This window comes from Streptomyces lincolnensis (assembly GCF_021173675.1).
Taxonomy (GTDB): Bacteria; Actinomycetota; Actinomycetes; order Streptomycetales; family Streptomycetaceae; genus Streptomyces; species Streptomyces lincolnensis_B.
Genome location: NZ_JAIHON010000005.1, coordinates 723630 through 750580, shown reverse-complemented (window position 1 = coordinate 750580; position 26951 = coordinate 723630). Strand labels below are relative to the sequence as shown.

The following is a 26951-nucleotide window of genomic DNA, read 5'->3' as shown; positions in this document are numbered from 1 at the left end:
GCAGGCCGATGAACTCAATCGTGGCCGCAAGCGGGGTGATGACGTCGGTGATGTCGTGGTTGTTGATGGCCATCACGACGCCGAGCGCGACCAGGACGCCGATGCTCATGCCGACGCCGACCCCGACACCCTTGGCCACGTCCACCGGGGAGTGGAGCAGGTCCATGCGGCGGCGGTGACGGGCCTCGCGGAAGCGCTGAAGACGCTCTTCCCACTCTTCGGCGACCTCGTAGTTCCCGGCGGCTTCGGCGGCGCGGAGCATGCGTTCGTAGCGGGCGCCGGTCTTGCCGTCCCAGGTCCGGCGGGCCACGATCCGGCCCCCGTTGAGCGTGTAGAGGCCGTGGCGGACCACCGCACGGGCGGCGGACTTGGTCGACTCGTGCGTGATCGCGGTGCGGATGGCGCGGCCGGAGCGCACCCACAGCGGCACCGGAGGCACGGGTACGGGGTCGGGGACCACGGTCAGGGTGGTCACCGGCGCGTCCTCGACGGCCGGCGCGGTGTCGGCGGGTTCGGGGTTCTCGTGGAGGCGTACGACGTTCTCACTCATGCTGGGGGGACTCCTGACTGCCCCGATCGGGGCGGGAGTTTGCGGGAGGGCGCCGGGGCGGACCGGGTCCGTGGCAGGGGAAGGTCCGCCCCGGCGTAGCGCGGGTCAGGCGGGGGCGTTCACCGCCGGCGCAACGTTTGCTTGGGCACGAGGGTCGGGCAGCCGTTGCGCATGTGGTCTACGCACTGCGGGCAGTCCTCACGCGGGGCGAGGTGACGGTGCGCGCTGCGGTCGTGGGCGTGTTGCCAGCACTGCGGGCACTCCTTGCGGGCCATGCTCACCACCACCCCGACGACTTCTTGGCCGCCTTTTCCTTGGCGTCCTCGGTCACGATCTGCTGCCGCGCCTTCTGCAAGGCGGTGATCTCGGTGCTCAGCCGGGTCTCGGCGGACGACCACGCGGCTTCCAGGCGGGCGTCTTGGCGGTCGGTGTCCTTGCCGCGCGTGATGCGGTAGGAACCGCGGGCCATGTTGGACAGCAGTTGCCGGCGTTCGGCGCCGGTCAGCGGCCACATCTCCTGATTGCGGACCGCTTTGAGCTTGCGTTCGGCGTTGCGGATCTCGGCGTCCAGGCGGCGGGTGTTGGGCTTGCCCATGGTCAAGCACTCCTGAGAGAGGGGGAGTTGTCGGGAAAGGCGCAGGTCACGCACATGCCGAGCGAGGTGGGGATGACGTAGCCGGCATCCCGTTGGCACTCGGGGCAGGTGCGGCGCGCGGTGTTGGCCTTGGCCAGGGCCGCCCACCGCGCCGGGGTCATCGGGCGGACCGGTTTGGCCAGGTCGACGCGGTAGAGGTAGGCGACCAGCGGGCCCCGGCGGCGGCGCGGTCGTTCGAGTTGAGCGGCCACGTCCTGACCGCCGGGGCGCAGGTCCAGCGCGCGGAGTTGGCGGCGGGTGGCGTAGCCGTCCGGGGCAAGGCGCCACCGGAACACCGGAAGCGCAGCCATCAGGCGACGCGCTTCCACGCGGCCCGCAGACGGACCTCGGATGCGGAGTGGCCGGCGGCCCGGAAGCGGGCGGCCATGTCGCGGTATGACAGGGGCGGCGTCTGGCTGTGCCGGATGTCGTGAACGAGGGTGTCCAGCGCGTCATCCGACAGCGCGGGCGCCCCCGTCTCCAGCGCCGGAACAGGGTCGGTCGGCCCCCACACGGGCAGTGCCCAGCGGGCCGTGACGCCGGGTGTGACGGGGGTCGTCACGCTGGTCAGGGCCCTGCCGGTGTCCTCGCCCTGACGCGTTGTCTCCAGCGTCGACCATGCCTTAGACAGGCGCTCGGCGGTCTTGGCCTGCACCCGGGCGACGCGGGCGCCGGCCGCCGTGACGGCCGTCAGCCGGGTCTCCTCAGTGGTGGCCTCGGCCCGCAGCCGGGCGCGCGCCACGGCCGCCTCGTCGCGGGCCTCCTGCTGAATCCCTTGGATCGCTCCGAGGGCGTTGGGGGTGAGCGCGGTGCGTTCCCACAGGCTGTGGACCAGCCACAGGGCCTTGGCCGCGAGCGGTAGCCAGGCCACCGCCAGCCACGCCCCGGCGGACTCCTCAGCGGTCAGCGCGTGGGCGATCAGGACGCCGGTGGCGACCAGACCGAAGAACCAGCCCACGCCCGTCACGGTGGAGTTGTGGTCGCCCTGGGCGGCCAGGCGGCGTTCGTAGGCGAGGGTGGCCAGCCAGCCGCCGTCGATGCCGAGACCGACGACCAGCGCGACCGGCCACGGCACCGCGCTGCCGAGCCACATCATGACCACGGCCAGGGTGAGCACCATGGACACTGCCGTCATCGCCACGGCGGGCAGCGCCGTTTTGGCGGGGGTGGCGCTCATGCCGCACCCCCGAGCGCGATCACGACGGCGACCACAAGCAGGGCGCCGCCGGTCAGGGTGAGGTCGATCGCGCGGCGCAGGCCGGTGAACTTGGCGACCGCCAGGCGGGACAGGCCCGCGATGTCGGCGGCCAGGTCCCGGGCGGCGGCGAGGTCGGTGATCTGGTCGGGGGTGAGGGTGGCCCACAGCGGGAAGCCGTGCCGGCCGGAGAGGCTGGGGCGCACCGAGCGCAGCAGCAGTGAGGCCGCCGCGACCAGCAGCACCATCCCGAGGCCGCCGACGACGGCGGCGGCCGGGTTCAGCGGCAGGGCCCGCGCGAGGGTCCAGGCACCGGCGAGGACCGCGCCGACGAACGCCAGCAGCAGGGCGGTCTTGGTGTCGGTTCGCGCGATCTCCGCCTTCACCTCAGCGTGTGCGGCGGTCAGGTTCTGCTCGACGGTGGTGTTCATGCGGCACCCCCGGGCAGCAGTGCGGCGGGGTGGTTGGCCAGGTCCCGGCGGGCGGTGAGCACCCGGTTGCGGGCGCGGCGGATACGGCGGGCGTCGACCTCGTTCGGGGTGCGGTCCATCGCGATGATCTGCGCGTCCAACAGGTCGACCTCCGCCAGGATCAGCGGCATCTCCCGCTCGATCGCGTCCAGCTCGGCGGCGGTCGGCTCGATGAAGTCGGCGAACGCGGTAACAGCGTCCTGAACAGTAACGATGTGATTCATTGGGTCGTGTACTCCCTTGCAGGTGGAACGGCCCGAACAGCGGCTCCCGGGGTGCCTCCCGGGAGCCGCGCGCCGTTGATGGGGGAAGTGCTGGGAGACTGCGCGGTATGCGGCCGCAGTCAGCGGCCGGGTTCCCGATCGGCAGTCGGTTTGGGCTACGAGCGGTGCCAGGCCTTCTCGCGGCGGACATGCTCCGCCTCGTGGGCCCTCTTGCGTGCGATGGCCGTGGACCGGGCGGTGATCGGGCCGCTCTGGCGACCGCAAGCGCAAACCCAGATCCAGTAGCTGTTGCGGCCGTTGTGATCCAGCGTGATGCGTGCCTTGTAGGCCACGGTGAGTCCTCTCAGGCGATGGAACGGGACTGTCCCGGCTCCCCGCACTCCCGCCCGTACGGCTCCGCACAGGGCGGGCCGGACGGGCGGGAGAGGCAGCCGGCCGCAGCGTCAGACGCCGCGAATCAGAGGCGGACCGGAAGAAGAAGCAGGGCGCCGCCGGCCGGTCCATCGCGGCGGCGCCTTGGTATGTCGTCGGCCCATGCCGACCTCCCGCGAATCGCAGGGACACGGCTTCACCGGTACGCCGTTGCGCGGCGGACCGGTCCCGAGCCGGGGATGTCGGGTGGGTGCGTCATCGTCACTGCTCTGACGCCAGCAGGGCGGCGCGCACCAGGTGGCACCCGACGGGTTGACCTCCCGTGAGGAAGGGATGATCCCGAAGGCTGTTCTCCAGAGCTGGCACGCGGGGAAGTGGCCGCCGACGAACTTCACCCGGTCGTCACGGGGACGGGGACTCTCACCCCGTCGAATCGACACGCTTTGGAGTTGTCAACGAGCGATCGCTTCCTTCGAACCCGTTTCACGGGGCCCTCCGGGCGACGTCGGCACCGTTACGGAAGCGATTCCGTCATCTGGTGCGCACCAGAAGGAAAGCATCTGGTGCGCACCAGAGTCAAGGGCTTCGTCGTTTCGAGGGACGTTCGTCCGCCCCGGTGCATCTCTAGAAGACCCGTCCGAGTGGGGGTGTCGGTAGCCAACAGCGCTTCACGGCAAGCCTGTTAAGGAGCTGGTTAAGGCCTGTTGACCTGCGGCGATATGAGGCATGCTGGAAGGGTCGCTGAGTGGACCCAACGTCGGACGGTGGCCTGTGAGTGCAGGACTTCGGAGCGCGCGAGCGGCGCGTGGCTGGTCTCAGGAACGACTGGTTCGCGAGATCGAGCTGTACGCCCGACGGCATGTCACCGATGTTGCATCGACGGCGAGTTTGCGGGTGTACGTGTCCGAGTGGGAGAACGGCAAGCGCACCCTCTCGGACCGCTATGCGGCGATCCTGCGGCAGCTTCTCGGGGTCACCGACCGGGAGTTGAGGGGTGCCTCGCTCGCCGCTCCGCCGACGGCCGACGGGTACGACGAACTACTGAGCAGGATCGATTCAGCCACGAGCGTCAGCCAGTCCATGGTGAAGACGTTTAATGACCAGACCGAGCTACTGCGCACCATGGACCGTCAGTTGGGCGCGGCCGGTCTCATCGACCAGATGACGGGGCATCTTGCCCGCCTGGAGGACGCGCTGAACTTCGCGGTGCTTCCCACCGCGCGCCGACCTGTGGCGCTCGCGCTCGCGGGGGCGTCGACCTTGGCCGCATGGCAGGCGATCGACTCGGGAGCGGTCGAACGGGCTTGGCGGCACTACGAACTCGCGAAGAGGGCCGCGCGCGATGCTGAGGCTCCGATGTACCTTGCGCATGCGATGGCGGAGCAGGCATACGTACTCTGCGAGGCTGGCCGGCCGTCCCTCGGGGTCGACCTGGTACGCGACGCGCAACGCACCGTTGGTCAGGCAGGATCACCGCGTCTCCGGGCATGGCTGTACGCGGCGGAAGCGGAGATATGCGCTCACGCGGGAATGCCCGACGACTGCCGACGCGCCCTCGATGCGGCCCTGGCCAGCATCCCGCCCGGCTCTGAGGACCGAGACCCGGACATGTTGAGCATCTTCCTCAACGGGGCCCACCTGGCCCGATGGCAGGGCAACGTCCTTGCCCTGCTCGGTGACGGCGAGGCGGTGACGAGCCTGTATGACGCCCTGGACGTGGTGGACCCCACCTTTGTCCGAGCGCAGGCCGGTCTCCATGCCGATCTCGCGCAAGCGCACCTCGCGCGGGCTGAGTACGACGACGCGCACACCCATTTGCGACAGGCGCGGCTGTTGGCGAGCCGCACCGGTTCGGTGCGGCAGCGCCGCCGTGTCGATCTGCTTAGTGCGCGGCTGTGAGCCGCCCCTGCTTGCCCCGGCTCGCGAGGATGTGTAGCAGGGCGACGAGGGTGCCGGACCCCATCAGCTCACCGCGTGCCATCAGTCCCGGCACGTCGGCCAGCGGCACCCATTCGATGTGTCCCGCCTCTTCGAGGTCCGTCGGGGAGCCGACGCGCTCAGCTCCATGCCCTACGAAGATCTCGTGAGGTGAGTCGACCATGCCGACCATGGGCTGATACGTGACGACGTGTTCCACTGCCTTGGGGCGCCACCCCGTCTCTTCCACCACTTCCCGCATGGCCGTGTCCGACGGGTCCTCCCCGTCGTCCACGATGCCCCCCGGAAGCTCCCAACCCCACTGCTGCGGGACGAAGCGATACCGCCACATCATCAAGACGCGGTCCTGATCATCCAGAACAGCAGTGACGGCGACGTGATGCAGCTTCACCACGTGATGCTCGAAGCGCTCCACTCCCGGCGGCTCCACGTCCCAGAGTTGGAGCTTGACCCACTGGTTGTCATAGACGTCCCGCTCGCCATGGATGCGCCACGGCTCTAGCCCCTCGGGTGTCTTGACGCTCACCGCTCCCGGTACCCGGTACGAACTCCGCCCTCGAACCTCCAAAGCGCCCTCAGAGACGAGTCGGGCCAGCACCTGACGTAGCGCGGTACGGCCGATACCGAGTTCCTCTACGAGCGCCCGTTCTGAGGGGAACTTGTCGCCGGGGGCGTACCGGCCCGTAGCGAGTCGATCGCGCAGCGTCTCATAGACCTTGGTCGTCTTCGGTCCCATCCGTGGAGCACTCTCCGTTCTCAGGTGGTGCATACCAGCGTAGTGGGCCAGGCTCACACTGCCTCCGGCATTGGGTGGAAAATTGGGAGCACGGTCCGCCGCATCGCAGCAGGTCGGAGGGTGTCTCCTGGGCCGTCTACGGGCCGTCCGAGGGTGGCCAACGACGACCGACAACGACCGACAACGACGGGTACCGGGCGCGGGGCCGACTGCTGCGCCCCTGGTCAGGGCCCCTCCGCCATACGGGTTTCCCCCGGGGGGTGGCGGTGCGGCAAGATGGGGTGTATCTGCCCACTGCCTGATTTCAAGCTGCCGGACGGTTTCTCTTGGCTGAGTACATCTACACCATGCGCAAGACGCGCAAGGCGCACGGCGACAAGGTCATCCTTGACGACGTCTCGCTGAACTTCCTGCCCGGCGCGAAGATCGGTGTGGTCGGCCCGAACGGAGCCGGTAAGTCGACCATTCTGAAGATCATGGCGGGGCTGGAGCAGCCGTCGAACGGTGACGCGTTCCTGGCGCCCGGGTACACCGTCGGCATCCTCCTCCAGGAGCCGCCGCTCAGCGAGGACAAGACCGTCCTGGAGAACGTCCAGGAGGGTGTCGCCGAGGTCAAGGGCAAGCTCGACCGGTTCAACGAGATCGCCGAGCTGATGGCGACCGACTACTCGGACGCGCTGCTCGACGAGATGGGCAAGCTCCAGGAGGAGCTCGACCACGCCAACGCGTGGGACCTCGACGCCCAGCTGGAGCAGGCCATGGACGCGCTCGGGTGCCCGCCCGGCGACTGGCCGGTCGTCAACCTCTCCGGTGGTGAGAAGCGCCGCGTCGCGCTCTGCAAGCTGCTGCTTGAGGCGCCCGACCTGCTGCTCCTCGACGAGCCCACCAACCACCTCGACGCCGAGTCGGTCAACTGGCTGGAGCAGCACCTCGCCAAGTACGAGGGCACCGTCGTGGCCGTGACCCACGACAGGTACTTCCTGGACAACGTCGCCGGGTGGATCTGCGAGGTCGACCGCGGCCGGCTGCACGGCTACGAGGGCAACTACTCCAAGTACCTGGAGACCAAGCAGACCCGTCTCAAGGTCGAGGGGCAGAAGGACGCCAAGCGGGCGAAGAGGCTCAAGGAAGAGCTTGAGTGGGTTCGCTCCAACGCCAAGGGGCGGCAGGCCAAGTCCAAGGCGCGTCTGGCGCGCTACGAGGAGATGGCGGCCGAGGCCGACAAGATGCGGAAGCTGGACTTCGAGGAGATCCAGATCCCGCCGGGCCCGCGCCTGGGCAGCATCGTCGTCGAGGTCAGCAACCTCAGCAAGGGCTTCGGCGACAAGCTCCTCATCGACGACCTCAGCTTCACGCTCCCGCGCAACGGCATCGTCGGCGTCATCGGCCCGAACGGCGCCGGCAAGACCACCCTGTTCAAGATGATCCAGGGTCTGGAGACGCCCGACTCCGGCTCCATCAAGGTCGGCGAGACCGTCAAGATCTCCTACGTCGACCAGAGCCGCGAGAACATCGACCCGAAGAAGAGCCTGTGGGCCGTGGTCTCGGACGAGCTGGACTACATCAATGTGGGCCAGGTCGAGATGCCGTCGCGCGCCTATGTCTCCGCCTTCGGCTTCAAGGGCCCGGACCAGCAGAAGCCGGCCGGCATCCTCTCCGGCGGTGAGCGCAACCGCCTCAACCTCGCGCTCACCCTCAAGCAGGGCGGCAACCTGCTGCTCCTCGACGAGCCGACCAACGACCTCGACGTCGAGACCCTGTCCTCGCTGGAGAACGCGCTGCTGGAGTTCCCCGGTGCGGCCGTGGTCGTCTCCCACGACCGGTGGTTCCTGGACCGGGTGGCCACGCACATCCTCGCCTACGAGGGTGACTCCAAGTGGTTCTGGTTCGAGGGCAACTTCGACTCGTACGAGAAGAACAAGATCGAGCGGCTCGGCCCGGACGCCGCGCGTCCGCACCGCGCCACCTACAAGAAGCTGACCCGGGGCTGATCGATCTTGCGGCACATCTACCGCTGCCCGCTGCGCTGGGCGGACATGGACGCGTACGGCCACGTGAACAACGTGGTGTTCCTCCGCTATCTGGAAGAAGCCCGTATCGACTTCCTGTTCCGCCCGGACAAGGACTTCAAGCAGGGGTCGGTGGTGGCGCGCCACGAGATCGACTACAAGCGGCAGCTCGTCCACCGGCACCGGCCCGTGGACATCGAGCTGTGGGTCACGCAGATCCGAGCGGCGTCCTTCACCATCTCCTACGAGGTGAAGGACGGCGACGAGATCTACGTCCGGGCCTCGACGGTGATAGTGCCGTTCGACTTCGAGGCCCAGCGCCCGCGCCGGATCACCTCCGAGGAGCGGGACTTCCTGGAGGAGTACCGGGACGACGACGAGGAGGAGGCCGTCGCCGCATGACGGCCCTCCACCTTGCCGACGAGGGGGAGGCGGCGGACCTCGCGGCCTTCCTCTCCCGGCTGCTCCACTACGACCGTTCGGCCGCGGTACGCCTCCAGGCCGCCGGGACCGCGCTCGCCGTCTTCGGGCGGCCGCCGTCCTTCGAGGTGCTGGCGATCCGCGCGGTGCGCCTCGCCAAGCCGTACGAGAACGGGCTCGACGCCACGCTGGACGTGACCGTGTCCGCCGGTGAACTGCTGGAGTCCGTCGACGAGTCGGCCGCCACGGCCGTGGTGCCGGCGGCGGTGACCGGTCCGCCGTGGGCGGGTGTGCTGCCGCCGCGGGGCGGATGGCGGCCCGTGCCCGGCCTGCCGGCGCCGGACGCCCTGCGGGCCATGGTCGGCGCGGGGGTCGCCGAATTCCGGTCCCGTACCGGGGAGTTGGCCCCCGAGGCGCGTACGCGGGCCGAACTCGACCGGATCGGGCGGGAGATCTGGTCCCGGACCGTCGGGGACACCCGGCTGCCGGTTCGGGCCGTGCACGCGGCCCAGTCGCTGGGATTCCTGCGCGCCGGCGGGGAGTTGGCCCTGCTCTCGTCGGGCGCGTGGCTGCGGCTGCGCACGCCGTACGGATCGATCGCCGTCCGCAGCGCGGGACTCGGGGCGTTGGACGTCAGCGTCCGCTGAGACAACCCCCGCTGAGACATCCTCCGCGTCCGCCGGAGGTCACACCAGTGGCCGGAGCGCGGCCGTCAGGGTGAAGCCGATGAGGCCCATCACGGTCGTCAGGACCGTCCAGGTGCGCAGACCGCTCGCCACGTCCAGGCCGGTCGGCTTGGTGAACATCCAGTAGCCCGCGTCGTTGGTGTGCGAGACGCTGAGCCCGCCCGCGCCCATGGCCAGGGCGACCAGCGAGAGCTGCGCGGTGGACAGGTCGGCGCGTGCCGGCGGCGGGGTGAGGATGCCCGCCGTGGTGATCAGGGCGACCGTCGCCGATCCCTGGGCGGCCCGCAGGGTCAGCGCCATGAGGAAGGCGAGGACCAGCGCGGGCAGGCCGGTCCGGTCCAGGAGTCGGCGATCGCGTCGCCGATGCCGCTCGCCACCAGCACCTTGCCGAAGACACCGCCCGCGCCCGCCACCCGCCTCGTCGTCCGCTCCTACGACGATCAGGGGGGCGCCGTTCGCCGCGCGGGCGGGGCCGCCGCTGACGGGGGCGTCGACCGTGAGGACGTCCCGTTCCGCGAGGCGGGTGGCCGTGGCTCGGGCGGCTTCCGGGCCGACCGTGCTGGTGAGGACGACCGTGGTGCCGGGGCGGAGGGTTTCGGTGGCGCCGTGCTTGCCGAAGAGGGCGGTTTCCACCTGGGGTTGGTCGCGTACGGTGAGGAGGGCGACGTCCGCGTGGCCGCGCCGTCAGTGCGGCTCGCTGTCGTCCGGCCAGACGCCGATGTGGTCCGGTTCCAGTTCGAGTGCCACGCGGTCGCGCATGCCGAGGGCCCGGGTGTAGTCGGCGGGGAGCTGGAGGCGGCCGGCGCGGTCGAGCATGGCGTACTCCCGGGCGACGACCGTCTCGTGGCCGGTGGTCGCGTCGACCTCGCTGCGGCGCAGGACCTCCGTGGAGGTACGGCCGTCGCGGATGGCGACCGTGCGGCGGACCTCGTCGGCGACCGCCTGGTCGTGGGTGACGATGACGATGGTCGTGCCGAGCCGCTCGTTCGCGCTGCGGAAGGCCGCGAAGACCTGTTCCGCGGTGTGGGAGTCGAGCTCTCCGGTGGGTTCGTCGGCGAGCAGGACCGAGGGGTTGTTGGCGAGGGCCACGGCGATGGCGACCCGCTGCTGCTGGCCGCCGGACATCTGGTGCGGGCGGCGGTCCCGGCAGTCGGCGACCTTCAGCAGGTCCAGGAGTTCCAGGGCGCGTTCGGTACGGGCGCGGTGGGTCCGGCCGGTGCGGAGGCCGCCTGCGAGCTGCATCGGCAGGGCGGTGTTCTGGGCGGCCGTGAGGTAGGGCAGCAGGTTGCGGGAGGTCTGCTGCCAGACGAAGCCGACGACCTCCCTGCGGTAGGCCAGGCGGTCCTTGGCGGTCATCGTGAGCAGGTCGCGGCCGGCCACGCGGGCCGCCCCGGCGGTGGGGGTGTCGAGGCCGGCGAGGATGTTCATGAGGGTGGACTTGCCGCTGCCCGACGCGCCCACGAGGGCCATGAGTTCGCCCTCGCGGACCAGGAGGTCCAGCCCCTGGAGGGCCTGGACCTCTATGCCGTCCGTGGTGAAGATGCGGACCAGTCGGTCGCACGTGATGAGGGCGTCGTGGCCGTACGACGGGGTGTCGCGGGCGGCCTTCGCCCGGTCGGCCAGGTCGGTGAGGGTCGGGTTGGTCGTCATACGGGTCTCCTGGACTGGTGCCCGGGGATGGAGGCGTTCATCGGCTGTCCCCCCTGTTCATCGGCTGTCCCCCGCTCTCAGCTCCCGTACCGAACCCCGGCGCCCCGACCACCACGCCTGTGCCGCGGCGACTCCCACCGTCAGCAGGAGTACCGAGGCGGCCGGGGCGGTCAGGGAGAGGGGGTCCGTCCGCAGGGTGGTGCGGCCCGCGGAGCCCTGGGGGGCGGCCAGGGCGATGGTGGTGAGGTCGATGCCCGGGGCGAGCAGATGGATGGTGGCCCAGCCGGTGAGGAGGCCGCCGGTCGCGGCGAGGGCGGCCTGCGGGAGGGACTCCAGGACGAGGAGGCGGCGGCCCTGGGCGCGGGTGAGGCCCATCGTGCGCAGACGGGCCAGGAGGGCGATGCGTTCGGGCGCGGTGCGCAGGAGGGCGAGGAGCAGGGCCAGGACGGCGTAGCCGGCGCCGGCGGCGACCGCGGCGGTGTAGACGCGTTCGGCACCGGACTGGAGGGGCGAGTCGACGTACCGGGCGCGTTCCTCGGACCGCAGCTGCACGGTCGCGGCGGTGCCCGTGGCCCGGCGCAGATCTCCCGCGTCCAGCCGGTCGCCGGTCAGGAGCAGGGCCGTCGGGCGGGCCGCGCGGGCGCTCAGCCCGGCCCGGTCCACCACCAGGAACTGGCTGCCGGACACCGCCGGGGTCTGCCCGCGCACGAGGGCGATCCGCACGGTGACCGTGTTGCCGTCGCCCAGGCGGACGAGGAAGGGACGGGTGCCGTACGTCCGGGCGGTGGCCGGCGAGGCCAGCGCGGGCAGCGCGGCGGAGTCGTCGGTACGGCCGTCCGCCCGTGCCGTCGCCCTCAACTCCCCCTCGGGAAACGGCCCGAACCCCGTCCGCGCCGCCAGGTCGGTATAGGCACCGAGGTCCGCGCCCACCAGCGGGACCGAGGACGGGCCGTCCAGCGGTCGGGCCAGGTGGTCGATGCTCACCCTCGCCAGATCGCGCACGCCGGGGGACCGGCGGATCCGGTCGGGCAGGTCGGCCGGCAGCGCGTCGGCGGCCTCGATCCGGGCGTCGGCGCCGATGGTGAGCAGGGCCGCCCGGTCGCGGGCCTCGCCGACGCCCGCGAGGACCGAACCGCCGAAGGCCGCGGTGGTCAGAGCGGTCAGCAGCGCCAGCAGGGGGAGCACCGCCGAGACGGACGTACGGCCCGCGCGCGCGAGCGAGAGGGGGCCGACCACGCCCCGCAGGCGGGCGGCGGGACGGGCCAGGGCGCGCAGCGGGAGCGGGTGCAGGCGGACCAGGACCAGCGCCGCGATCACCGCGACCAACGCCGGTGCCAGGGACACCAGTTGGTCCCCGGCCGACCCGGAGGTGCCGCGCCTGCGCAGGGTCTCCACGGCACCGGCCGCCGGCACCAGCAGGGTGAGCTCGGCGATCGTACGGCGCCGGGAGGGGCGTACGGAGGTGAGGTCCGCGCGGTCGGTGTGGACGCGGACGGTCCGGTGGGCGGCCGCCGCCCGCAGCGGCAGGGCCAGGCAGGCGACGGCCGTGACGGCGGCGGCCGCGGCGACCGCGTACCCGGTACGCGGCGCGGGGACCGCGAGCAGGGCGACCGCGCATCCGAGCGCTCCCGCGGGCAGCGCCACCACCGCCGTCTCGGCGACCAGGCGTGCGGTCAGGCCGCGCAGGGAGGCGCCGCGGGCGCGCAGCAGGGCGAGTTCGGAGCGGCGGCGGTCGGCGGCGAGACCGCCCGCCATCAGCAGGACGACGGCGGCGACCGTGCCGGCGCCGGACGCGGCGACCGCGATCAGCGGGGCGATACCGGTGCGCAGCCGGTCGTAGGAGGTGAACACGTCGTCGAGTTCGGTGCTCACCTGCATCAGGCCCTCGGCCGTCGTGCGGACCTTCCGCAGGCCCGGACCGGCCTCCAGGGAGGCGACCGCGGACTTCAGACGCGGGGTCTCGTGGGCGTGCAGGCTCGCGGCGGCGGGGGCCAACTGCCAGTACCGTTCCGGGATTCCCGCCGTGCTCAGCAGGGCGGGGGCCGCCTCGGGGGCGAGGAGCAGGGCGCCGAGCCAGTACTTGGGGGGATCCGTGCCGGGCAGGGTGACCAGGGCGGGCGAGCGCAGCAGGGGCTGGGTCGACCAGAAGGCGCCGGACGGGTCGCGCGGGTCGACGATGCCGGTGACCCGGACGGCGAGTGGTTCGCGGTCCACACCGGGCACATGGATCACCGAACCGGCCCTGATTCGCAGGGCCTTGGCGGTCTCGGCCGTCACCGCGGCCTCCACCTCGGGCGTCGTCGCCGTCACCTCCCCGGTGGCGCGCGGCAGACGGCCTGCGCGGACGCGCGCGTGGTCGGCCAGGCCCTGCTGGGCGACCAGGGACACGCGCGCGGGCAGGCCGTAGGGCCGGGGCAGCCAGGGGTCCGTCGTCTCCGGCGGGTCGGTGGTGCGGGCGCCGTACGTCGACTGGCGGCGGTCGACGGCGAGCGGGCCCGGGACGGCGGCGACGACCTTGCGGTACTGCCGGGCCAGGGTCCCGGGACGTACCGCGTCCTCGCGCAGGTGCTGCGGCAGCAGCAGGTCGGGCTGCGGGGCGTACAACTGGACGCTCGTGCGGGCCGGGTTGGCCCGGCCGACGGCGTGGCGCAGGCCGGCGTCCTCGTAGTGGTCGACGGCCCGCGGGAACACCGCGGCCAGACACGCGGTCAGCGCCACCAGCAGCGCGAGCGCGCCGGCGGCACCGGGCGCCGCACGCAGTCGGGTACGGATCCAGGGGGCGACGACGGGGGTCACCTCGGCCCACCTCCTCGCGGGCGAACGGATGCCCGGCGCACCGGCCTCGGCGGATTCACCTCACTCACCTCACTCACCCCCCTGCTCGCGCAGCGACACGACCGGATCCGCCCGCCGCACCGCCAGCGCCACCGTCACCAGCAGCGGTGTGACGACGACGGCGGCCAGCAGTACGGCCACCCGGCCGACCGGCAGTTCGACCAGGACGTCCGGCACCGGCCGCGCGGCCTCGGAGGTCAGCAGGACCAGCGGAATGACGGCCCGGGTCAGCGCGGTGCCGAGGGCCGCCCCCACCAGCAGGGCGAGCACCACCAGGACGCCCTGCTCGACCGCGATCGTGCGGGCCAGCCGGCGGCGGGGGGCGCCCAGGGCGCGCAGCACCGCGAACTCCGCGCTCCGCTCCCGCAGGGACCCGACCGCGCTCACCGCGAAGCCGACGGCGGCCAGAGCCGCCGCCGCACCGGCCGCCGCGGCGAACGCGGCCTCCGGACCGGCGCCGAAGGGGTCGTCGCGCAGCTCCGCGGCGATCTCGTCCCGCACCACGACCTGCGTGGGATCCATGTCGGGCCGCGCCCGCAGCGCCGCGGCGACCGCCGCCTCGTCGCCCGGCGTGGTCCGCAGCCACCACTCGGTGGGGGTGACGCTCGTGCCGTGGCGGGCCTGGAGGAACCGGTTCACGGACCGCAGGTCCACCAGGAGCGCCCCGCCGCCCGCGTCCGCGGTCGTGGTCGGCAGCGCGCGCAGGGCGTGGGTGATCCGCACCGGCACGCTCTCGCCGCCGAGCGTCACGTCGACACGCTGTCCGGGGCGGGCACCCGCCGAGGCGAGGAACCGGTCGGTGGCGAGGGCGGTGACCTCGGGCGGCGCGGGCTGCGCGACCTGGAGCCGGACCGTCAGGGAGGAGATGCCCCAGGAGTCCGGGGGCGCGTAGCCCGTGCGGTACTCGATCGAGGGCGGCCCCGAGGCGCTCACCCGGGGCCGGGTGGGCTTGCTACTCCCGTCCGGCGCGGCGTCCCGGCTGTCGCTCTCCGACACGGCCGTCCAGGACGCGGGCAACGTCAGCCGCCGCTCGGTCCCTTCGGTGCCGGTGGCCGTCAACTCCTCGAGCACGAACCGGTGTTGTTCGGCGCGGCCGACCGGCTGGGTGGTGACCAGTTGCAGTCCCGTGAAGGTCGACGGGCCGGAGGGCGCGGCGAGTTCGAGGGTGTGGAGGCGGCCGTCGGCGGGGAGCTTCCCGGCCGGCAGCCGGTACGGGGTGCCGTAGCCGTCCTCCAGGGTGACGGTGACGTCCGCGGTCGTCGTCGGGTCCGGGCCGCGCAGGGACGCCGTCAGTGCCAGCCGCGTGGTGCGCGCGGGCACCTTCGCGCCCGCCGTCGGCACCTTCCGGCCGAGCCCGGCCACCAGCGGGCGGACCGGCTCGGGTGCCAGGTCCGGGCGCATCAGCACGGCGTCCGCCGCGTGCGCGGTGTCCAGGGCCAGCACGGTCGCCGTGCGGTTGTCGGACAGCGACAGCGTGGTACGGACCGCGGGGGCGGCCCGCACCACGTGCGGCAGCGCGGCGTACTCCTCGGTCCGGCCCGGATCGCCGTCCCCGGCGGCCAGGACCCGCAGCGGCACCCCGGCCCGGAAGTCGGCCTGGTCGTCCTGCGAACGGTTCCAGGAGGCGCCCTGCCCGATCGCCAGCAGGCCCAGGGCGACGGCGAGGACCAGCAGCAGCACCGCGCCCGCGCCGCGCATCGGACGCCGGGCGATCTGCCAGCCCGCCAGCGCCGCGGTCAGCCCGCGCCCGCCGGCCGCCCGCCGCTCGGCGAGCCGTGCCACCGGCGGCAGCAGCCGCAGCGTCAGAACGGTCCCGGCCAGCAGCGCGAGCGCGGGCGCCGCCACCAGCAGCGGATCGATGCCGAGCCCGCCCGAGCGCTCGCCGGTCACGGCACCGGAGGTCTGGTGGTCCAGCTGCCAGTACGCGACCCCGGCCACCACCAGCAGCCCCAGGTCCGCTCCCGAGCGCACCGAGGCGGGCAGGGCCCGTGCCCGGCTCGCACGGAAGCCCGCGGAGGCCAGCGCCGGCAGGGTGATCGCCAGCGCGCAGCCCAGCGCCGCTGCCGTGGCCACCAGCCACACCCCGGGGCGTCCCAGGGCCGGCAGGTCCAGCTCCAGGCCGATCCGGGCCAGCGGACCCTGCCCGGCCAGCAGCCGGGCCAGCGGACCCGCGAGCAGTGGCGCGCACACCAGCGCGGGCAGGGCGAGCAGCAGCGCCTCCGGCAGCGCGAGCCCCGCGATCCGCCGGCCGGAGGCGCCACGGGCCCTCAGCAGCCGGGTCTCGCCGGTGCGTTCGCCGCTCAGCAGCCGGGCCACCAGCAGCAGCAGGGCGCAGCCCGCAAGCAGCACCAGCTGGAGGGCGACGATCAGCAGCGTGGAACGGGCGACGAGCAGCGAGCGGTCCACCTGGTCCAGGACGTCCGGCAGCCCCGTGGTCACGGTCGCCGAGCCGCCGAGCGCCGGCCGCGTGCGCAGGGCCGCGCCGCCGTCGCGGACCGCCTCGCGCAGGGCGTCGATCCGTCCGGTGGTCAGCGTCGCGAAGTCCGCCGACGCCAGCCAGGCCGACTGCCCGGCGCTCACCCGCCCGCCGGTGAGCGCCGCGGGATCGGTGAGCAGCGGGCCGTAGGTGGTGAAGTCGATCTTGTGGATGCCCCGGCCGCCCAGGTCGTCCAGCCGCCAGTACGGCGCGTCGGCCCGCACGGGCCGGTACAGGCCGGTGACCGTGACCCGCACGTCCGGGCCGTCCAGCCGGTCGGCGAGGGTGAGGCGGGCGCCGGGCTCCAGTCCCAGGGCCCGGGCGGCGGTCTGCGGGAGCGCCACCTCCATGGCACCGGAGGCGGTCCCGGGCAGCCGTCCGGCGACCGCCCGGACCTGCGTCCGGTCCAGCGCCGCGAAGTGCGTCAGATCCGGGTCCCCGGACCGCTCGGAGCGCGGCTGGAGCGAGCGCGGCAGAGCGTACGGCCCCGACCGCACCAGGCTCCGCACCGTCACCGGCAGCCCGTCGAACGAGGCGCGCGCGGCCTTGCGTACGGCGTCGTCGGCGGCCCTACGACCGTCCGCGGGCACGTCGGCCTTGACGACCAGCGCGGTGTCGGCGGCGTTGCGGGGCTCGCGCAGGGAGTGGCGCAGGGCGGCGTCGCCGATCGCGCCCGAGTAGGCGGTGAGGGTGGCCAGGACCGTCGTGGTCAGCAGGACGGTGAGCAGCGCGGCGGCGAGCAGCAGCCGGTGTGCCCGTGCGCGCAGCAGGACGAACCTCGCGACCCCGCCCCACCCCGTCACCCGGCCCCCCGCCGTTGTCCAGACCTCCCGGGATGTTGTCAGAGGGGACGGGTCGTCGGTAAGCGGTTGTGGACCTGCCTTGACCGGATTGTGATCGGATTCCGGCGTCGGGCGACCGGATTCCGGGGTTCAACCCGGGTGATCAGTCAGCCGTGTTCACCATCGAGGCCGCCGCGTACGTCAGGTAGTTCCACAGCGTGGTCTCGTGCTCCTCGGACAGACCGAGCGAGTCGACGGCGTCCCGCATGTGCCGCAGCCAGGCGTCGTGCGCCTCACGGTTCACGGCGAACGGGGCGTGCCGCATCCGCAGCCGGGGGTGGCCGCGGTTGTCGCTGTACGTCGTCGGGCCGCCCCAGTACTGGATCAGGAAGAGCGTGAGGCGCTCCTCGGCCGGGCCGAGGTCCTCCTCGGGGTACATGGGCCGCAGGAGCGGGTCCTCGGCCACCCCCTCGTAGAAACGGTGGACGAGGCGGCGGAAGGTCTCCTCCCCGCCGACCTGCTCGTAGAAGGTCTGCGTCTGAAGCGTGCCGCGCCGGATCTCTTTCACGTTCCCCATGGTCTCAGACGGGGCGGAGGAGGACTCAAGGCTTAGGACCTTGCCGTATCCGGTCCGGCGCTTAGGCCCTGACGTCCGCAGGGTGCACAGTGGAGGTATGGGCGCGCACGCTCTCGACAAGGATCTGGACGACCTCGCCGCCTCCGCGCGGGCGGAGCTGGTGCGGGAGATCGACGCGAGCGGGGCCTGGGCCGCCGACCCGGTGTGGCGGGAGGCGTTCGAGGCGGTCCCGCGGCATCTGTTCGTGCCGTACTACTACGTCGGCGTCGTCGGCGGCCACGAACGGCGGTGGGGCGAGAGTCCCGACCCGCGCACCCGGGAGAAGTGGGTGCGCGGCGCCTACGCCGACGCCCCGCTGGCCACCCGGCTGCGCGACGGCGAACTGCTCTCCTCCAGCAGCCAGCCCTCGCTGATGGCGATGATGCTGGCCGCCCTGCGGGTGGAGCCCGGGAGCAGAGTCCTGGAGATCGGCGCGGGCACCGGCTACAACGCGGCCCTGCTCGCCCACCGGCTCGGCGACGACGACCTGGTCACCACCGTCGACCTGGAACCGGAGATCACCGAGGCGGCCCGCCGGCACCTGGCCGCCGCCGGATACCACCCCACCGTCGTCACCGGCGACGGAGCGCGCGGAGTGCCCGAACGCGCCCCCTACGACCGGATCATCGCGACCTGCACCCTGCCGTCGGTACCGCGCGCCTGGCTCGCCCAGAGCCGCCCCGGTGCGCGCATCCTGGCCCCGCTGGCCACCGGCCTGATCGCCCTCACCGTGCGGGACGCCGAGCATGCGGAGGGGCGTTTCCTGCACACGCCCGCCTACTTCGTGCCCCTGCGCGGCGGCGGGCCCGAGCCGGAAGCGGCCCCGCTCGGCGGAGTGCCGCGCCGGGCCAGGGAGGACGAACTCTTCCGGTTCCTGCTGGTCCTGACCCGCGGCAGCCTCGATCCGCAGGAGGTGTTCACGCTCTGGGAGCGCGAGGGCCACCCGCGGCGCGAGCGGTACGGCATCACCGTCAGCGGCGAGCACGAGTGGGCGTGGCTGGACGACCCGGAGGGGCCGTACGCCTGGCCCCTCACGTGACGTGACGCCTGGCCCCTCGGGTGACGCGAGGGGTCAGCCCCTGCGGATCGTGATTGTGGTCCACGCCCCGACGTGCACCCGGTCGCCGTCCTGGAGCGGTACCGGGACGAACGGCTGGATCGGCTCCTCCGAGCCGTTGACCGTCGTGCCGTTGGTCGAGTTCTGGTCGACCACCGCCCAGGAACCGTCCGGCTGCTGCACCAGCACCGCGTGCTGGTGCGAGACGCCCGGGTCCTCCGGCGGCACCGCCAGGTCGATGTCGGGGGTGTCGCCGGTGGAGTGCCGGCGGCGGCCGATGGTGACCTGGTTGCCGGTGAGCCGGCGCTGCTGCTCGGGCGAGTACGCGGGCAGGTTGAGTCCCGCGGCCTCGGGGCCGGAGCGCTGCATCATCGCCATGAAGTAGTCGCGGTCCGGACCGATGGTCGCGGTCCAGCTCGCCGGCTGCTGCGGGTAGCCGGGGCCGGGCGCGGGCGGGGCCTGCGTGGCGCCCTGCTGCGGGTAGCCGTAGCCACCGCCGGGGCCCTGGCCGGGACCGGGGCCCTGGCCGGGGCCGCCCTGACCGCCGGGGCCGCCCGACGGAGGCGAGATGACCCAGTCGTCGGCGCCGCCGCCGAAGGACTGGTTGCCGGGCTGCTGTTGGTGCTGGTTCGGCTGCTGCGGGTAGCCGGGCGGGCCGCCCTGGCCGGGACCGGGGCCACCGGGACCGGGCTGCTGGAACGCCTGCGGTGCCTGGGGCGGACCGCCCTGACCGGGGCCGCCGGGACCACCCGGGCCACCGGGGGGCGGACCGGGCGGCGGCGGGACCGGACGGGACGGGTCGGCGCCGAAGGGACCGGGGCCGCCGGGACCCTGGCCGGGGCCGCCCGGACCACCGGGGCCGTTGGGTCCGCCGGGACCCTGACCGTAGCCGGGACCGCCCGGGCCGCCCGGACCACCAGGGCCGTTGGGTCCACCGGGGCCGTTGGGTCCGCCCGGACCCTGGCCGTAACCCGGACCACCGGGACCGCCGGGCCCACCCGGACCGCCGGGTCCCTGCTGTCCGAACTGCGGGCCCGGCGGGATCGGCTCGGCCGGCCGGTTCATCTGCGAGGGGCGGGAGCCCTGGTACTCGTAGGAGTCACCGCCGCCGCCGAAGGACGGACCGGGCTGCTGCTGGAAACGCGCGGCCGGGTTCTGACCCGGTCCCGGCCCAGGTCCCGGCTGGGGCGGCGCGGCCGGCGTGTACGAGGTCGCCGTGTTGGTCAGGAAGTTCCACCGGCACTCCTCGCAGAACGGCGCACCGCCCTCACGGGGCGTACGGCACTGCGGGCACAGCTCGGGTTCCGGGTCCGGTACGGCGGACAGGTGCGGCGGTCGGCCACCCTGCGGCGGCGGAAAACCGTAACCCCCGCCGGGCGGCGGCGGAGGCGGGGGCACGGCACCGGCCATGCGGTGACCGCAGACCTCGCACCAGTCGTCGGAACCCGACTGGTGTCCGTTCGGGCAGGTCGGCATGTCGGCGCGTCCCTCCTTCGTTCCTTCTAGGTCACTTGTGGCAGGTCACTTCTGACCGGGTCACTTCTTCACGCGGACGGTTTTGGTGGACCTGGTCTCGAGAGTCATCTCGTCGGCCTCCTCGACCTTCGCCTTCAGTCGCACAGTACCTGTCGCGGCATCGACCACGTCCACCACCTTCGCAAGCAGTTTCGCAGTATCGGCGTTCCCGGAGGCACTCGCGAGCTGAACGGCACGGCCCAGTTTGGCCGTTGCTCCGTCCATGTCTCCCGATTTGCGCAGATCCAGCCCTTGTTGGATGACCTGTGCCAGTTCGGCCTGGCCGGTGTAGTGGGCGACCTGAGGGTTGATCGACGTCGAGGCGACCATGTCGTCGGTCCACACGGCCCGTACGAGACCCTGGGCGCCGAGGTTCTGCGTGGTGCCGTCAGGCTGCGGGACGACCAGCGAGACCCGGGCCGCCAGCATCTCCTGGCCGATGTTGGCCACCGGTACCTCCACGCAGACGTGGTAGTCACGGGACTCGTCTCCCCAGGAGCCGGTGGGGTAGTCCCCGGCGCGGGGGCCGGCCTCGGTGCGGCGGTCGGTGAGCTCCTCGACGGTGGGCGCGACCTGCTTGACGAACTTCACCGTGGTGCCCACCGGCGTCCACAGCCTGAGGGCGACGTCCGCGACCTCCTTGCCCATCGCCGTCTCCATCATCTGCGTGAAGTCGGCGGCGAGGGCGGCCGGGTCGGCGACGATGTCGGCGGTGCCGAGCAGCGCCGAGGCGATCCCTGTGACTTCTTTCACTTCCCAGTCGGTGCCCACGCCCCGCGCGTCACAGGTGAACCGGCCGGCGCAGGCGTCCAGGGAGGCCTTCAGGTCCTCGGGCGACTCGTGCTCGTTGCGGCCGTCGGTGAGCAGGATGCCGTGGCGTATGGCGACGTCCGCGGAGGACAGCAGCCGGTCGGCCAGACGCAGCCAGGTGCCGATGGCCGTGCCGCCGCCCGCGCTGAGCTTGCGCAGGGCCTGTTTGGCCTGGCCGCGGGTGGTGGCGTCGGCCACGGCGAGGCGCCCGCCGCCCGGATAGACCTCCCTGGCCACGTGGGTGCCGTCGATCACCGCGAAGTGCACACCGTCGCGCAGGGTGTCGATGGCGGCGGCCGTGGCGTCCCGGGCGTTGCGCATCTTGGTCGGCGGGTAGTCCATCGAGCCCGAACAGTCGACCATGATCGCCACCGCCGCGTCCGGGCCCTGGCCCGGAGCGTAGAGATGCGGGGCCGCCACCGCGCTGCCGATGGTGCCGCCGCCGGTGGCGGTCACCGTGACGATGGCGTTGACCTCGCGGCCCCCCTCCGGCAGGTACTCGTTCTGGTACACGTCGACCGAGAACTGCGGCACGCTCGATTTCGAGAAATTGGCCATACCTACTCAAATCCCCCTCGTAGACCTCGCCATGGCAAGGCGACGACTGTGATCGGACCGGTCCCCTCCGGTCCGTCGAGGCTCCCCCGTAAGCGGCCTCAGGCCGATCCTGCCCCCTGAGGAGGTGCCGGGAACGGCAGGAGGGCCACTGTTACGTTGTCGTGGCCCCCGCCGTCCAGGGCGTGGCCGACCAGCACGCGGGCGCTGTGCAGGGGGCGCGCGGCGGCGTCCAGCGGCACGACCTGGGCCATCTCCTCGGCGGCCTCGGCGTAGTTCCACAGGCCGTCGGTGCACACCACCACCACACCGGGCCGGTCCGGCTTGAAGGACGCGGTGTGCGGCTCCAGTTCGTAGGCGTCCGCGCCGAGCCAGCCGGTGATCGCGTGGGCGCGCTCGTCGGCGTAGGCCTCCGCCTCGTTCATCAGGCCCGCGGCGACCATCTGCGCGGCCCAGGAGTCGTCCTCGGTGAGGCGGGCCGGCGGGCCGCTGCGGTCCACCGGGACCCAGTAGGCGCGGCTGTCGCCGACCCAGCCGACGACCAGCAGACCGGAGGTGACCACCGCGGCGACCAGGGTGCAGGCGGGGGCGTTCTGGTGCGGGGCGTGCTCACGGGCCGTGGCGGGCTCGGCGGCCAGGGCGTTGACCGCGTGGGAGGCGGCGACGATCGCGTCGTGCATCGCCTGCTGCGGGTGCGTGCCCTGGGGGAGCGCGGCGAGCAGCGCCTCGCCCGCCGCGCGGGAGGCGGCCAGGGAGGCGTCGTCGGGGCGGGTGGCGGAGGAGACGCCGTCACAGACGACCGCCAGGGCGGCGGGCGAGCCGTCGGGCAGCACGGCGTTGCCGAGGGCGAAGGAGTCCTCGTTGCGGTGGTGGCGCAGACCGCGGTCGCTGACGGCGGCGATCGCGCCGCATTCCTGCTCCATGTGGTCCCGTTCCCGGGGCTGGGCGTGCCCGCAGTTCTCGCAGTAGCCGTCGTGGTCCACCCGGCCCGCGCGGCAGGCCACGCACACGGTGGTGCCCTCGGGCGGGGTGGTGAGCTCGGCGGCCACCCGCGGGTCCGGCGCCTGGAGCGGGTACTCGTCGGGCTGCGGCGGCCGGTCGAAGCGCACGCCTGTGGCCGGGGACAGGGGGGAGCCGGTGAGCGGGGGCTGCGGTCCCGGCGCGGGCGGCTCGTGACCGCCCGGGGCGGCGCCGCCGAACTCCGCCGGCAGCGGGCCGGGACCCGCCGGGCCGGTGCCCGGCCCGGACCCGGCCTGCCAGGCCGGACCTGCGGCGCCGTCCGGCGGCAGGCTGCCGTTCAGGGCGACGGTCGGGTGGTCGTCCGGCCGGGCGGGCACGACGGACAGGTCGTATCCGCACGCACCGCAGAAACGGTCACCCGACTCGAGCGGCTCCTCGCAGCTCGGACACCTCGACAGGGCGGTCTGCTGGGGCATCTGCGACATCAACTACACCCATGTCCGGGGGCGGTAACGATTGGCTCGTTCCACCAGGTCGATCCTCTCCTCGCCGCCCGACGCCAGCCGGGCCAGCGTGCGGTACGAACGCTCCAGGCCGAAGCGCAGGCCCCGTTCGTCCAGTCCGCTGCCGAGCAGCTTCCGTCCCCCGGCGGCGGGCGGGACGGAATCCCGGCCACCGGAGAGTATCCAGTCCAGCGCGCAGCCGAGCACTTCCGCGGACAACTGCTCACGCCGGGCCGGATCCAGACCGTATGCCTGAAGGGCCTCGATCTGACCGGCGGCGGCCGTCAGATCGTCCAGGAAGGGTACGTCGGAAGCGAGCGCGGTGCGCTGCCGGAGCCGTGCCCGTACGGCCGCCACGCGCGCGGCCGTGTAGTGGATGGACGACTCCGGCACCGACTCCAGTGTCCGTACGGCACCGCGGCGGTCCCCGGCGGCCAGCTGGACGCGGGCCAGGCCGAAGGCGGCGCTCACATAACTCGGGTCGGTCGACCAGACCAGGCGGTAGTACTCGGCGGCGTTGTCCAGCTGGCCCAGCACCTCCGCGCACAGGCCGAGGGCCAGCTTGGGGGCCATCTCGCCGGGGAAGGCGTCGTAGATCGCGTCGAAGGCGAGCGCGCCGGCCTCGTGGTCGCCGGTGACCAGGGCGGCCACGCCCCGGTACCAGACCACCCGCCAGTCGTCGGGCCGTTCGCCCTCCAGCCGCAGCAGGGACTCGTGCGCGGTCCGCGCCTCGCCGTTCTCCAGCCACGCCCGGATCTGCCGCAGCCGGGTCTCGGTCGACGGCGCCGGTGCCGCCGACAGCGCCCCCAGCAGCTCCGCCGCCGCGGTCGCCATCAGGCCCGCCAGGAAACCCGCGTTCGGGTCGGAGGGGTCGACGTGCGGGACGGGCAGCGCGAGGGCCGCGGCGGAGGCGTCGGCGGGCTTGACGATCCCCGGCGTGATCGGGGCCTCGCCCTCCGGCCGCCCGGTCCCGCCGGGGCCGGAGGAAAGGGGCCCGGCGGGAGCGCCGGGAGCGGGCGGCGGGAGGGTGCCGGCGGGCGAGGGGGCTGCGGGCAGCGGGAGGGCCCCGACCGGGGCCGCGGCGGATGCCTTGCGACCGCGCCGGCCCGGCTGCGCGAGGCGGGCTCCCAGCCGCGAGACCTCCCCGTCCAGCCGGGGGAACAACTCCGTGTCCGTGACGCGGACTTCCGGACCGAACAGCGTGGACAGGGCCGGGCGGGCGCGGCCCGTCTGGAGCGAGACGACCTCGCGCAGCACGCCGGTGAGCTGCTCGGCCATCTCCTGGGCGGAGGCGAACCGGCGGGCCGGGTCGGGATCGGTGGCGCGGACCAGGAGCCGGTAGAAGGACTCGTACCGGCGGAAGACCTCGATGTGGTCGGGGTCGGGCAGGGAGTCCACGAAGACGTTCGTGTAGCCCTGGAAGTCGAAGGTCAGGACGGCGAGCGTGCGCCCGACCGTGTAGAGGTCGCTGGCCACCGACGGTCCGACCTCGGCGACCTCGGGCGCCTGGTAGCCGACCGTGCCGTAGATGGCCGACTCCTCGTCGTCCATCCTGCGCACCGCGCCCATGTCGATCAGCTTGAGCTGGTCCTCGGTCTGGATCGCGTTGTCGACCTTGAAGTCGCAGTACAGCAGATTGCGGCTGTGCAGATGACCGAGCGCCTCAAGGGCTTCGATGCCGTACGCGCAGGCCTGCTCCACCGGCAGCGGATCCCGCCGGCCCTCCGTGCCGCGGCGGGCGTTGGCGATCTCCTTGAGGGACTTGCCGCCGACGTACTCCATGACGATGTACCCGTCCAGCGAGCCGGTGCGCTGGTCGAGGTGCTCCACGAAGTTGTAGATCCGCACGATGTTGGCGTGCTCGATCTCCGCGAGGAAGCGCCGCTCGGAGATCGCGGCGGCCATCGCGTCCTGGTCGCCGGTGTCCAGCAGGCCCTTGAGGACCACCCAGCGGTCGGAGACCGCGCGGTCCACGGCGAGGTAGATCCAGCCCAGCCCGCCGTGCGCCAGACAGCCCACCACCTCGTACTGGCCGTGCACCACGTCGCCGGCCTTCAGCTTCGGGACGAAGGAGTACGGATGACCGCACTTGGTGCAGAATCCCTCGGTGCGGCCGGGCCGCTCGCCGCGTGCCCGCCCCACCGGGGCCGCGCAGTCCGAGCGCGAGCAGAATCGCTTGCGTTCGGGCACCTCCGGGTTGTCCAGCACCATCGCGCGCGGGTCGGGCCGCGGCACCCCCGGCACCTCGACCAGGCCAGCGCCCAGCCGCCCGCGCCCGGAGGAGCCGGCGCTGGAGCCGGAGCTCTTCACCGACACCGAACGGCTCGTGGACTTGCCGGACAGGGACCGCGACAGGCGTCCCGACACCGAGCGCCGGGACTTCGAGGACTGGGACGACGTACGCGAGCTGGCGCGGCCGCTGGAGCGCGAACTGCCGCTGCCGGAGCCCCGGGAGCCGCGGCCGCCGCCGGTGATGCCCGTCGGCGGCGAGCCGACCATGCCGGTCGGCGAGACCACCGGCGCCAGACCACAGGTGTCGCAGTACAGCTCGCCGCCGCCCACGTCCTCGTAGGCACCGTCGCAGTCGGGCCGCTGACAGGTCCGCGGTGTCTCGCTCATGAGTACGTCTCCCCCCTGCCTTCCTCGGATCCGTCCTGCTCCGGCACCCGCGGGGCGCGCAGCAGTTCGGCGGCCGCGTGCTGGTAGCGCAGCACGGCCTGTTCGGCGACGCGCAGGTCGCAGGGCGCGCTCCACAGCATGCGGCGCGCCGCGTCGTACCGCTCCACCAGGAGCGAGTCCTCCGCGAGGCCGTGCCGGGAGACCTTCGCCTTGTACGCGTCGAGGCGGCCGCGCAGTTCGGCGCGGACCGCCAGAGGCGCGGTGACCGCGGTCAACGACTCGCGGGCGCGCAGCAGTTCGTCCTCCGCCTTCTGCTCCAGGGACTCCAGGAGCGGGGACAGGCGGTGCCACTGGGCGTGTCTGCGGTACTCCGCGGCCGTCGCCAGCTGCTCCTGGAGCGCGGTCGGCGGGCCGCTGACCACCGGGACCTCGGTCGCCGCGATCTTCGCCAGCACCTCGCCGCGCGCGGTGCGGGCCTCGGCGAGCGTGCGGTCCGCGCGCGAGAGCACGTCCCGCAGCTTCACCAGCCGGGCCTCCGCGTCCTGCCGGACGGTCAGCACGGCGTCGATCTCCCGGCGGACGTCCTCCAGGGCGCGCGCCTGGCGGTCGTAGACCGTGGTGTCGGGCCGGCCGCCGCCCGGGGCCGAACTGCCCTGCGTGGGCACCCAGAACGCCAGCGGGTCGGAGATCACCTGCTCGCGCAGGGACGTCAGGGTGCGGGTGATGCGCTCCAGGTCGTCGCCCGCCGGGTGCTCGCCGGGACGGACGCCGACCGAGTGGGCGAGCTTGCGGGTGCGCTGCAGTTCCGCGGAGAGTAAATCGATCCGGGCGGGCAGCGCCGACCACACCGCGTCGGCGGCGACCACCATGTCCAGCGAGCCCGCGTACAGCTCGTTCATCCGGTCCACGAGCGTGACCAGCGAGAACCGCTCACTGAGCTTGCCCGAACCGCCGTGCAGGGTGGGCGCGTTGGCCGTCGCGGTGGCGGAACCGGCGACCGTGACGGAGTCGCCGCGCAGCAGCTCGGTCAGCTCCACCAGGTCCTCGCGGCTGGACCAGCGGCGCCGGGCGCGGATCTCGCGGGCCGAGCGCAGCGCGTCCGCGTAGGCGTCGAAGTACGTCCACAGCAGGGTGATCGCGGCCTCCGCGGAGGTCCAGCGCTCCTTGGTGACGCCGGTGAGGTCGGCGCCCTCCAGGAGTCTGCGGCCCGCGTGGTCCTGGAGCGCGAGCAGGGAGGTCTCGATCGCCTCGTGCTCCGCGCCGAGCCGCGCCAGCGCACGGTCCACCTCGTCCCGGTCCATCACCGGCCCGGCGGGGTCCGTGACGCCCATCGATCACC

The 26951-nt window shown here is 73.1% G+C and carries 23 protein-coding genes and 2 pseudogenes; 5 read left to right on the top strand and 20 right to left on the bottom strand.

Features of this window, described 5'->3' with window-relative positions; translation table 11 throughout:
• The 8 genes and pseudogenes from K4B79_RS17575 to K4B79_RS17540 all read right to left on the bottom strand — a co-directional run.
• Positions 1 to 550, bottom strand: a pseudogene (locus K4B79_RS17575) (ATP-binding protein); the annotation flags it as partial.
• A gap of 119 nt (positions 551 to 669) precedes the next feature.
• The gene (locus tag K4B79_RS17570; protein ID WP_232027622.1) at positions 670 to 825 is read right to left on the bottom strand and encodes a pRL2-8; all 156 of its coding nucleotides are present in this window, start codon (positions 823 to 825) and stop codon (positions 670 to 672) included.
• Between the two features lie 2 nt (positions 826 to 827).
• Positions 828 to 1145 (bottom strand): hypothetical protein, encoded by a 318-nt coding sequence (locus K4B79_RS17565; protein ID WP_232027571.1) that lies wholly within the window; start codon positions 1143 to 1145, stop codon positions 828 to 830.
• Positions 1146 to 1147: 2 nt separating this feature from the next.
• Positions 1148 to 1495, bottom strand: coding sequence for an RRQRL motif-containing zinc-binding protein (locus K4B79_RS17560; RefSeq protein ID WP_232027569.1), 348 nt, complete (start codon positions 1493 to 1495; stop codon positions 1148 to 1150).
• Positions 1495 to 2361, bottom strand: a complete 867-nt coding sequence (locus tag K4B79_RS17555; RefSeq protein WP_232027567.1) for a protein spdB — start codon at positions 2359 to 2361, stop codon at positions 1495 to 1497. Before K4B79_RS17555 ends, K4B79_RS17560 begins: the two co-directional genes overlap by 1 nt.
• Positions 2358 to 2810, bottom strand: coding sequence for a Pycsar system effector family protein (locus K4B79_RS17550; protein WP_232027565.1), 453 nt, complete (start codon positions 2808 to 2810; stop codon positions 2358 to 2360). The genes K4B79_RS17555 and K4B79_RS17550 overlap by 4 nt, the downstream gene beginning before the upstream one ends.
• The gene (locus K4B79_RS17545; protein WP_232027563.1) at positions 2807 to 3073 is read right to left on the bottom strand and encodes a DUF6284 family protein; all 267 of its coding nucleotides are present in this window, start codon (positions 3071 to 3073) and stop codon (positions 2807 to 2809) included. Before K4B79_RS17545 ends, K4B79_RS17550 begins: the two co-directional genes overlap by 4 nt.
• Before the next feature lie 155 nt (positions 3074 to 3228).
• On the bottom strand, positions 3229 to 3405 hold the full coding sequence (locus K4B79_RS17540) for a hypothetical protein (RefSeq protein WP_232027561.1): 177 nt from the start codon (positions 3403 to 3405) through the stop codon (positions 3229 to 3231).
• A 934-nt stretch (positions 3406 to 4339) separates the two neighbouring features.
• On the opposite strand from K4B79_RS17540, the gene K4B79_RS17535 reads away from it, so the two are divergent.
• Complete coding sequence (locus K4B79_RS17535; protein WP_232027620.1) at positions 4340 to 5344, top strand: XRE family transcriptional regulator; 1005 nt, start codon at positions 4340 to 4342, stop codon at positions 5342 to 5344.
• On the opposite strand, the gene K4B79_RS17530 is transcribed toward K4B79_RS17535, so the two are convergent.
• Positions 5328 to 6119 carry an NUDIX domain-containing protein gene (locus tag K4B79_RS17530; RefSeq protein ID WP_232027559.1) on the bottom strand — a complete coding sequence of 264 codons (792 nt, stop codon included), beginning with the start codon at positions 6117 to 6119 and terminating at the stop codon, positions 5328 to 5330. The genes K4B79_RS17535 and K4B79_RS17530 overlap by 17 nt on opposite strands.
• A gap of 326 nt (positions 6120 to 6445) precedes the next feature.
• Here K4B79_RS17530 and ettA point away from each other — a divergent pair, with 326 nt between their 5' ends.
• Genes ettA through K4B79_RS17515 form a run of 3 tightly spaced genes read left to right on the top strand, consistent with a single transcriptional unit; the run spans position 6446 to position 9195 of the window.
• A complete protein-coding gene (gene ettA, locus K4B79_RS17525) occupies positions 6446 to 8110 on the top strand; it encodes an energy-dependent translational throttle protein EttA (RefSeq protein ID WP_232027557.1) in 1665 nt (554 codons plus the stop codon).
• 6 nt (positions 8111 to 8116) lie between these two features.
• The gene (locus tag K4B79_RS17520; RefSeq protein ID WP_232027556.1) at positions 8117 to 8530 is read left to right on the top strand and encodes an acyl-CoA thioesterase; all 414 of its coding nucleotides are present in this window, start codon (positions 8117 to 8119) and stop codon (positions 8528 to 8530) included.
• A complete protein-coding gene (locus tag K4B79_RS17515) occupies positions 8527 to 9195 on the top strand; it encodes a hypothetical protein (RefSeq protein WP_232027555.1) in 669 nt (222 codons plus the stop codon). The genes K4B79_RS17520 and K4B79_RS17515 overlap by 4 nt, the downstream gene beginning before the upstream one ends.
• 39 nt (positions 9196 to 9234) lie before the next feature.
• On the opposite strand, the gene K4B79_RS47785 is transcribed toward K4B79_RS17515, so the two are convergent.
• The 6 genes and pseudogenes from K4B79_RS47785 to K4B79_RS17490 form a co-directional block, all read right to left on the bottom strand.
• Entirely contained in the window at positions 9235 to 9534 is a 300-nt protein-coding gene (locus K4B79_RS47785; protein ID WP_269463632.1) for a GntT/GntP/DsdX family permease, read from the bottom strand.
• 126 nt (positions 9535 to 9660) lie between these two features.
• Positions 9661 to 9894 (bottom strand): annotated as a pseudogene (locus K4B79_RS47780) (NAD(P)-binding domain-containing protein); the annotation flags it as partial.
• A 24-nt stretch (positions 9895 to 9918) separates the two neighbouring features.
• Positions 9919 to 10884, bottom strand: a complete 966-nt coding sequence (locus tag K4B79_RS17505; protein WP_232027553.1) for an ABC transporter ATP-binding protein — start codon at positions 10882 to 10884, stop codon at positions 9919 to 9921.
• A 57-nt stretch (positions 10885 to 10941) separates the two neighbouring features.
• Complete coding sequence (locus K4B79_RS17500; protein WP_232027552.1) at positions 10942 to 13680, bottom strand: ABC transporter permease; 2739 nt, start codon at positions 13678 to 13680, stop codon at positions 10942 to 10944.
• A 69-nt stretch (positions 13681 to 13749) separates the two neighbouring features.
• Entirely contained in the window at positions 13750 to 16998 is a 3249-nt protein-coding gene (locus K4B79_RS17495) for an FtsX-like permease family protein (protein WP_232027551.1), read from the bottom strand.
• Positions 16999 to 17140: 142 nt separating this feature from the next.
• Positions 17141 to 17554 (bottom strand): globin, encoded by a 414-nt coding sequence (locus K4B79_RS17490; protein ID WP_232027549.1) that lies wholly within the window; start codon positions 17552 to 17554, stop codon positions 17141 to 17143.
• Between the two features lie 97 nt (positions 17555 to 17651).
• On the opposite strand from K4B79_RS17490, the gene K4B79_RS17485 reads away from it, so the two are divergent.
• Positions 17652 to 18632, top strand: coding sequence for a methyltransferase domain-containing protein (locus K4B79_RS17485; RefSeq protein WP_232027548.1), 981 nt, complete (start codon positions 17652 to 17654; stop codon positions 18630 to 18632).
• A gap of 33 nt (positions 18633 to 18665) precedes the next feature.
• Here the strand turns inward: K4B79_RS17485 and K4B79_RS17480 are convergent, their stop codons facing one another.
• The 5 genes from K4B79_RS17480 to K4B79_RS17460 form a co-directional block, all read right to left on the bottom strand.
• A complete protein-coding gene (locus K4B79_RS17480) occupies positions 18666 to 20126 on the bottom strand; it encodes an FHA domain-containing protein (protein ID WP_232027547.1) in 1461 nt (486 codons plus the stop codon).
• 60 nt (positions 20127 to 20186) lie between these two features.
• Positions 20187 to 21533 carry a vWA domain-containing protein gene (locus tag K4B79_RS17475; RefSeq protein ID WP_232027546.1) on the bottom strand — a complete coding sequence of 449 codons (1347 nt, stop codon included), beginning with the start codon at positions 21531 to 21533 and terminating at the stop codon, positions 20187 to 20189.
• Between the two features lie 98 nt (positions 21534 to 21631).
• Positions 21632 to 22978: a PP2C family serine/threonine-protein phosphatase gene (locus K4B79_RS17470; protein ID WP_232027545.1), complete on the bottom strand. Its 1347-nt coding sequence runs from the start codon at positions 22976 to 22978 to the stop codon at positions 21632 to 21634.
• A complete protein-coding gene (locus tag K4B79_RS17465) occupies positions 22979 to 25612 on the bottom strand; it encodes a serine/threonine-protein kinase (protein WP_232027544.1) in 2634 nt (877 codons plus the stop codon). It lies immediately after the preceding gene.
• Positions 25609 to 26943: a hypothetical protein gene (locus K4B79_RS17460; protein WP_232027543.1), complete on the bottom strand. Its 1335-nt coding sequence runs from the start codon at positions 26941 to 26943 to the stop codon at positions 25609 to 25611. The genes K4B79_RS17465 and K4B79_RS17460 overlap by 4 nt, the downstream gene beginning before the upstream one ends.
• Positions 26944 to 26951 lie beyond the last annotated feature (8 nt).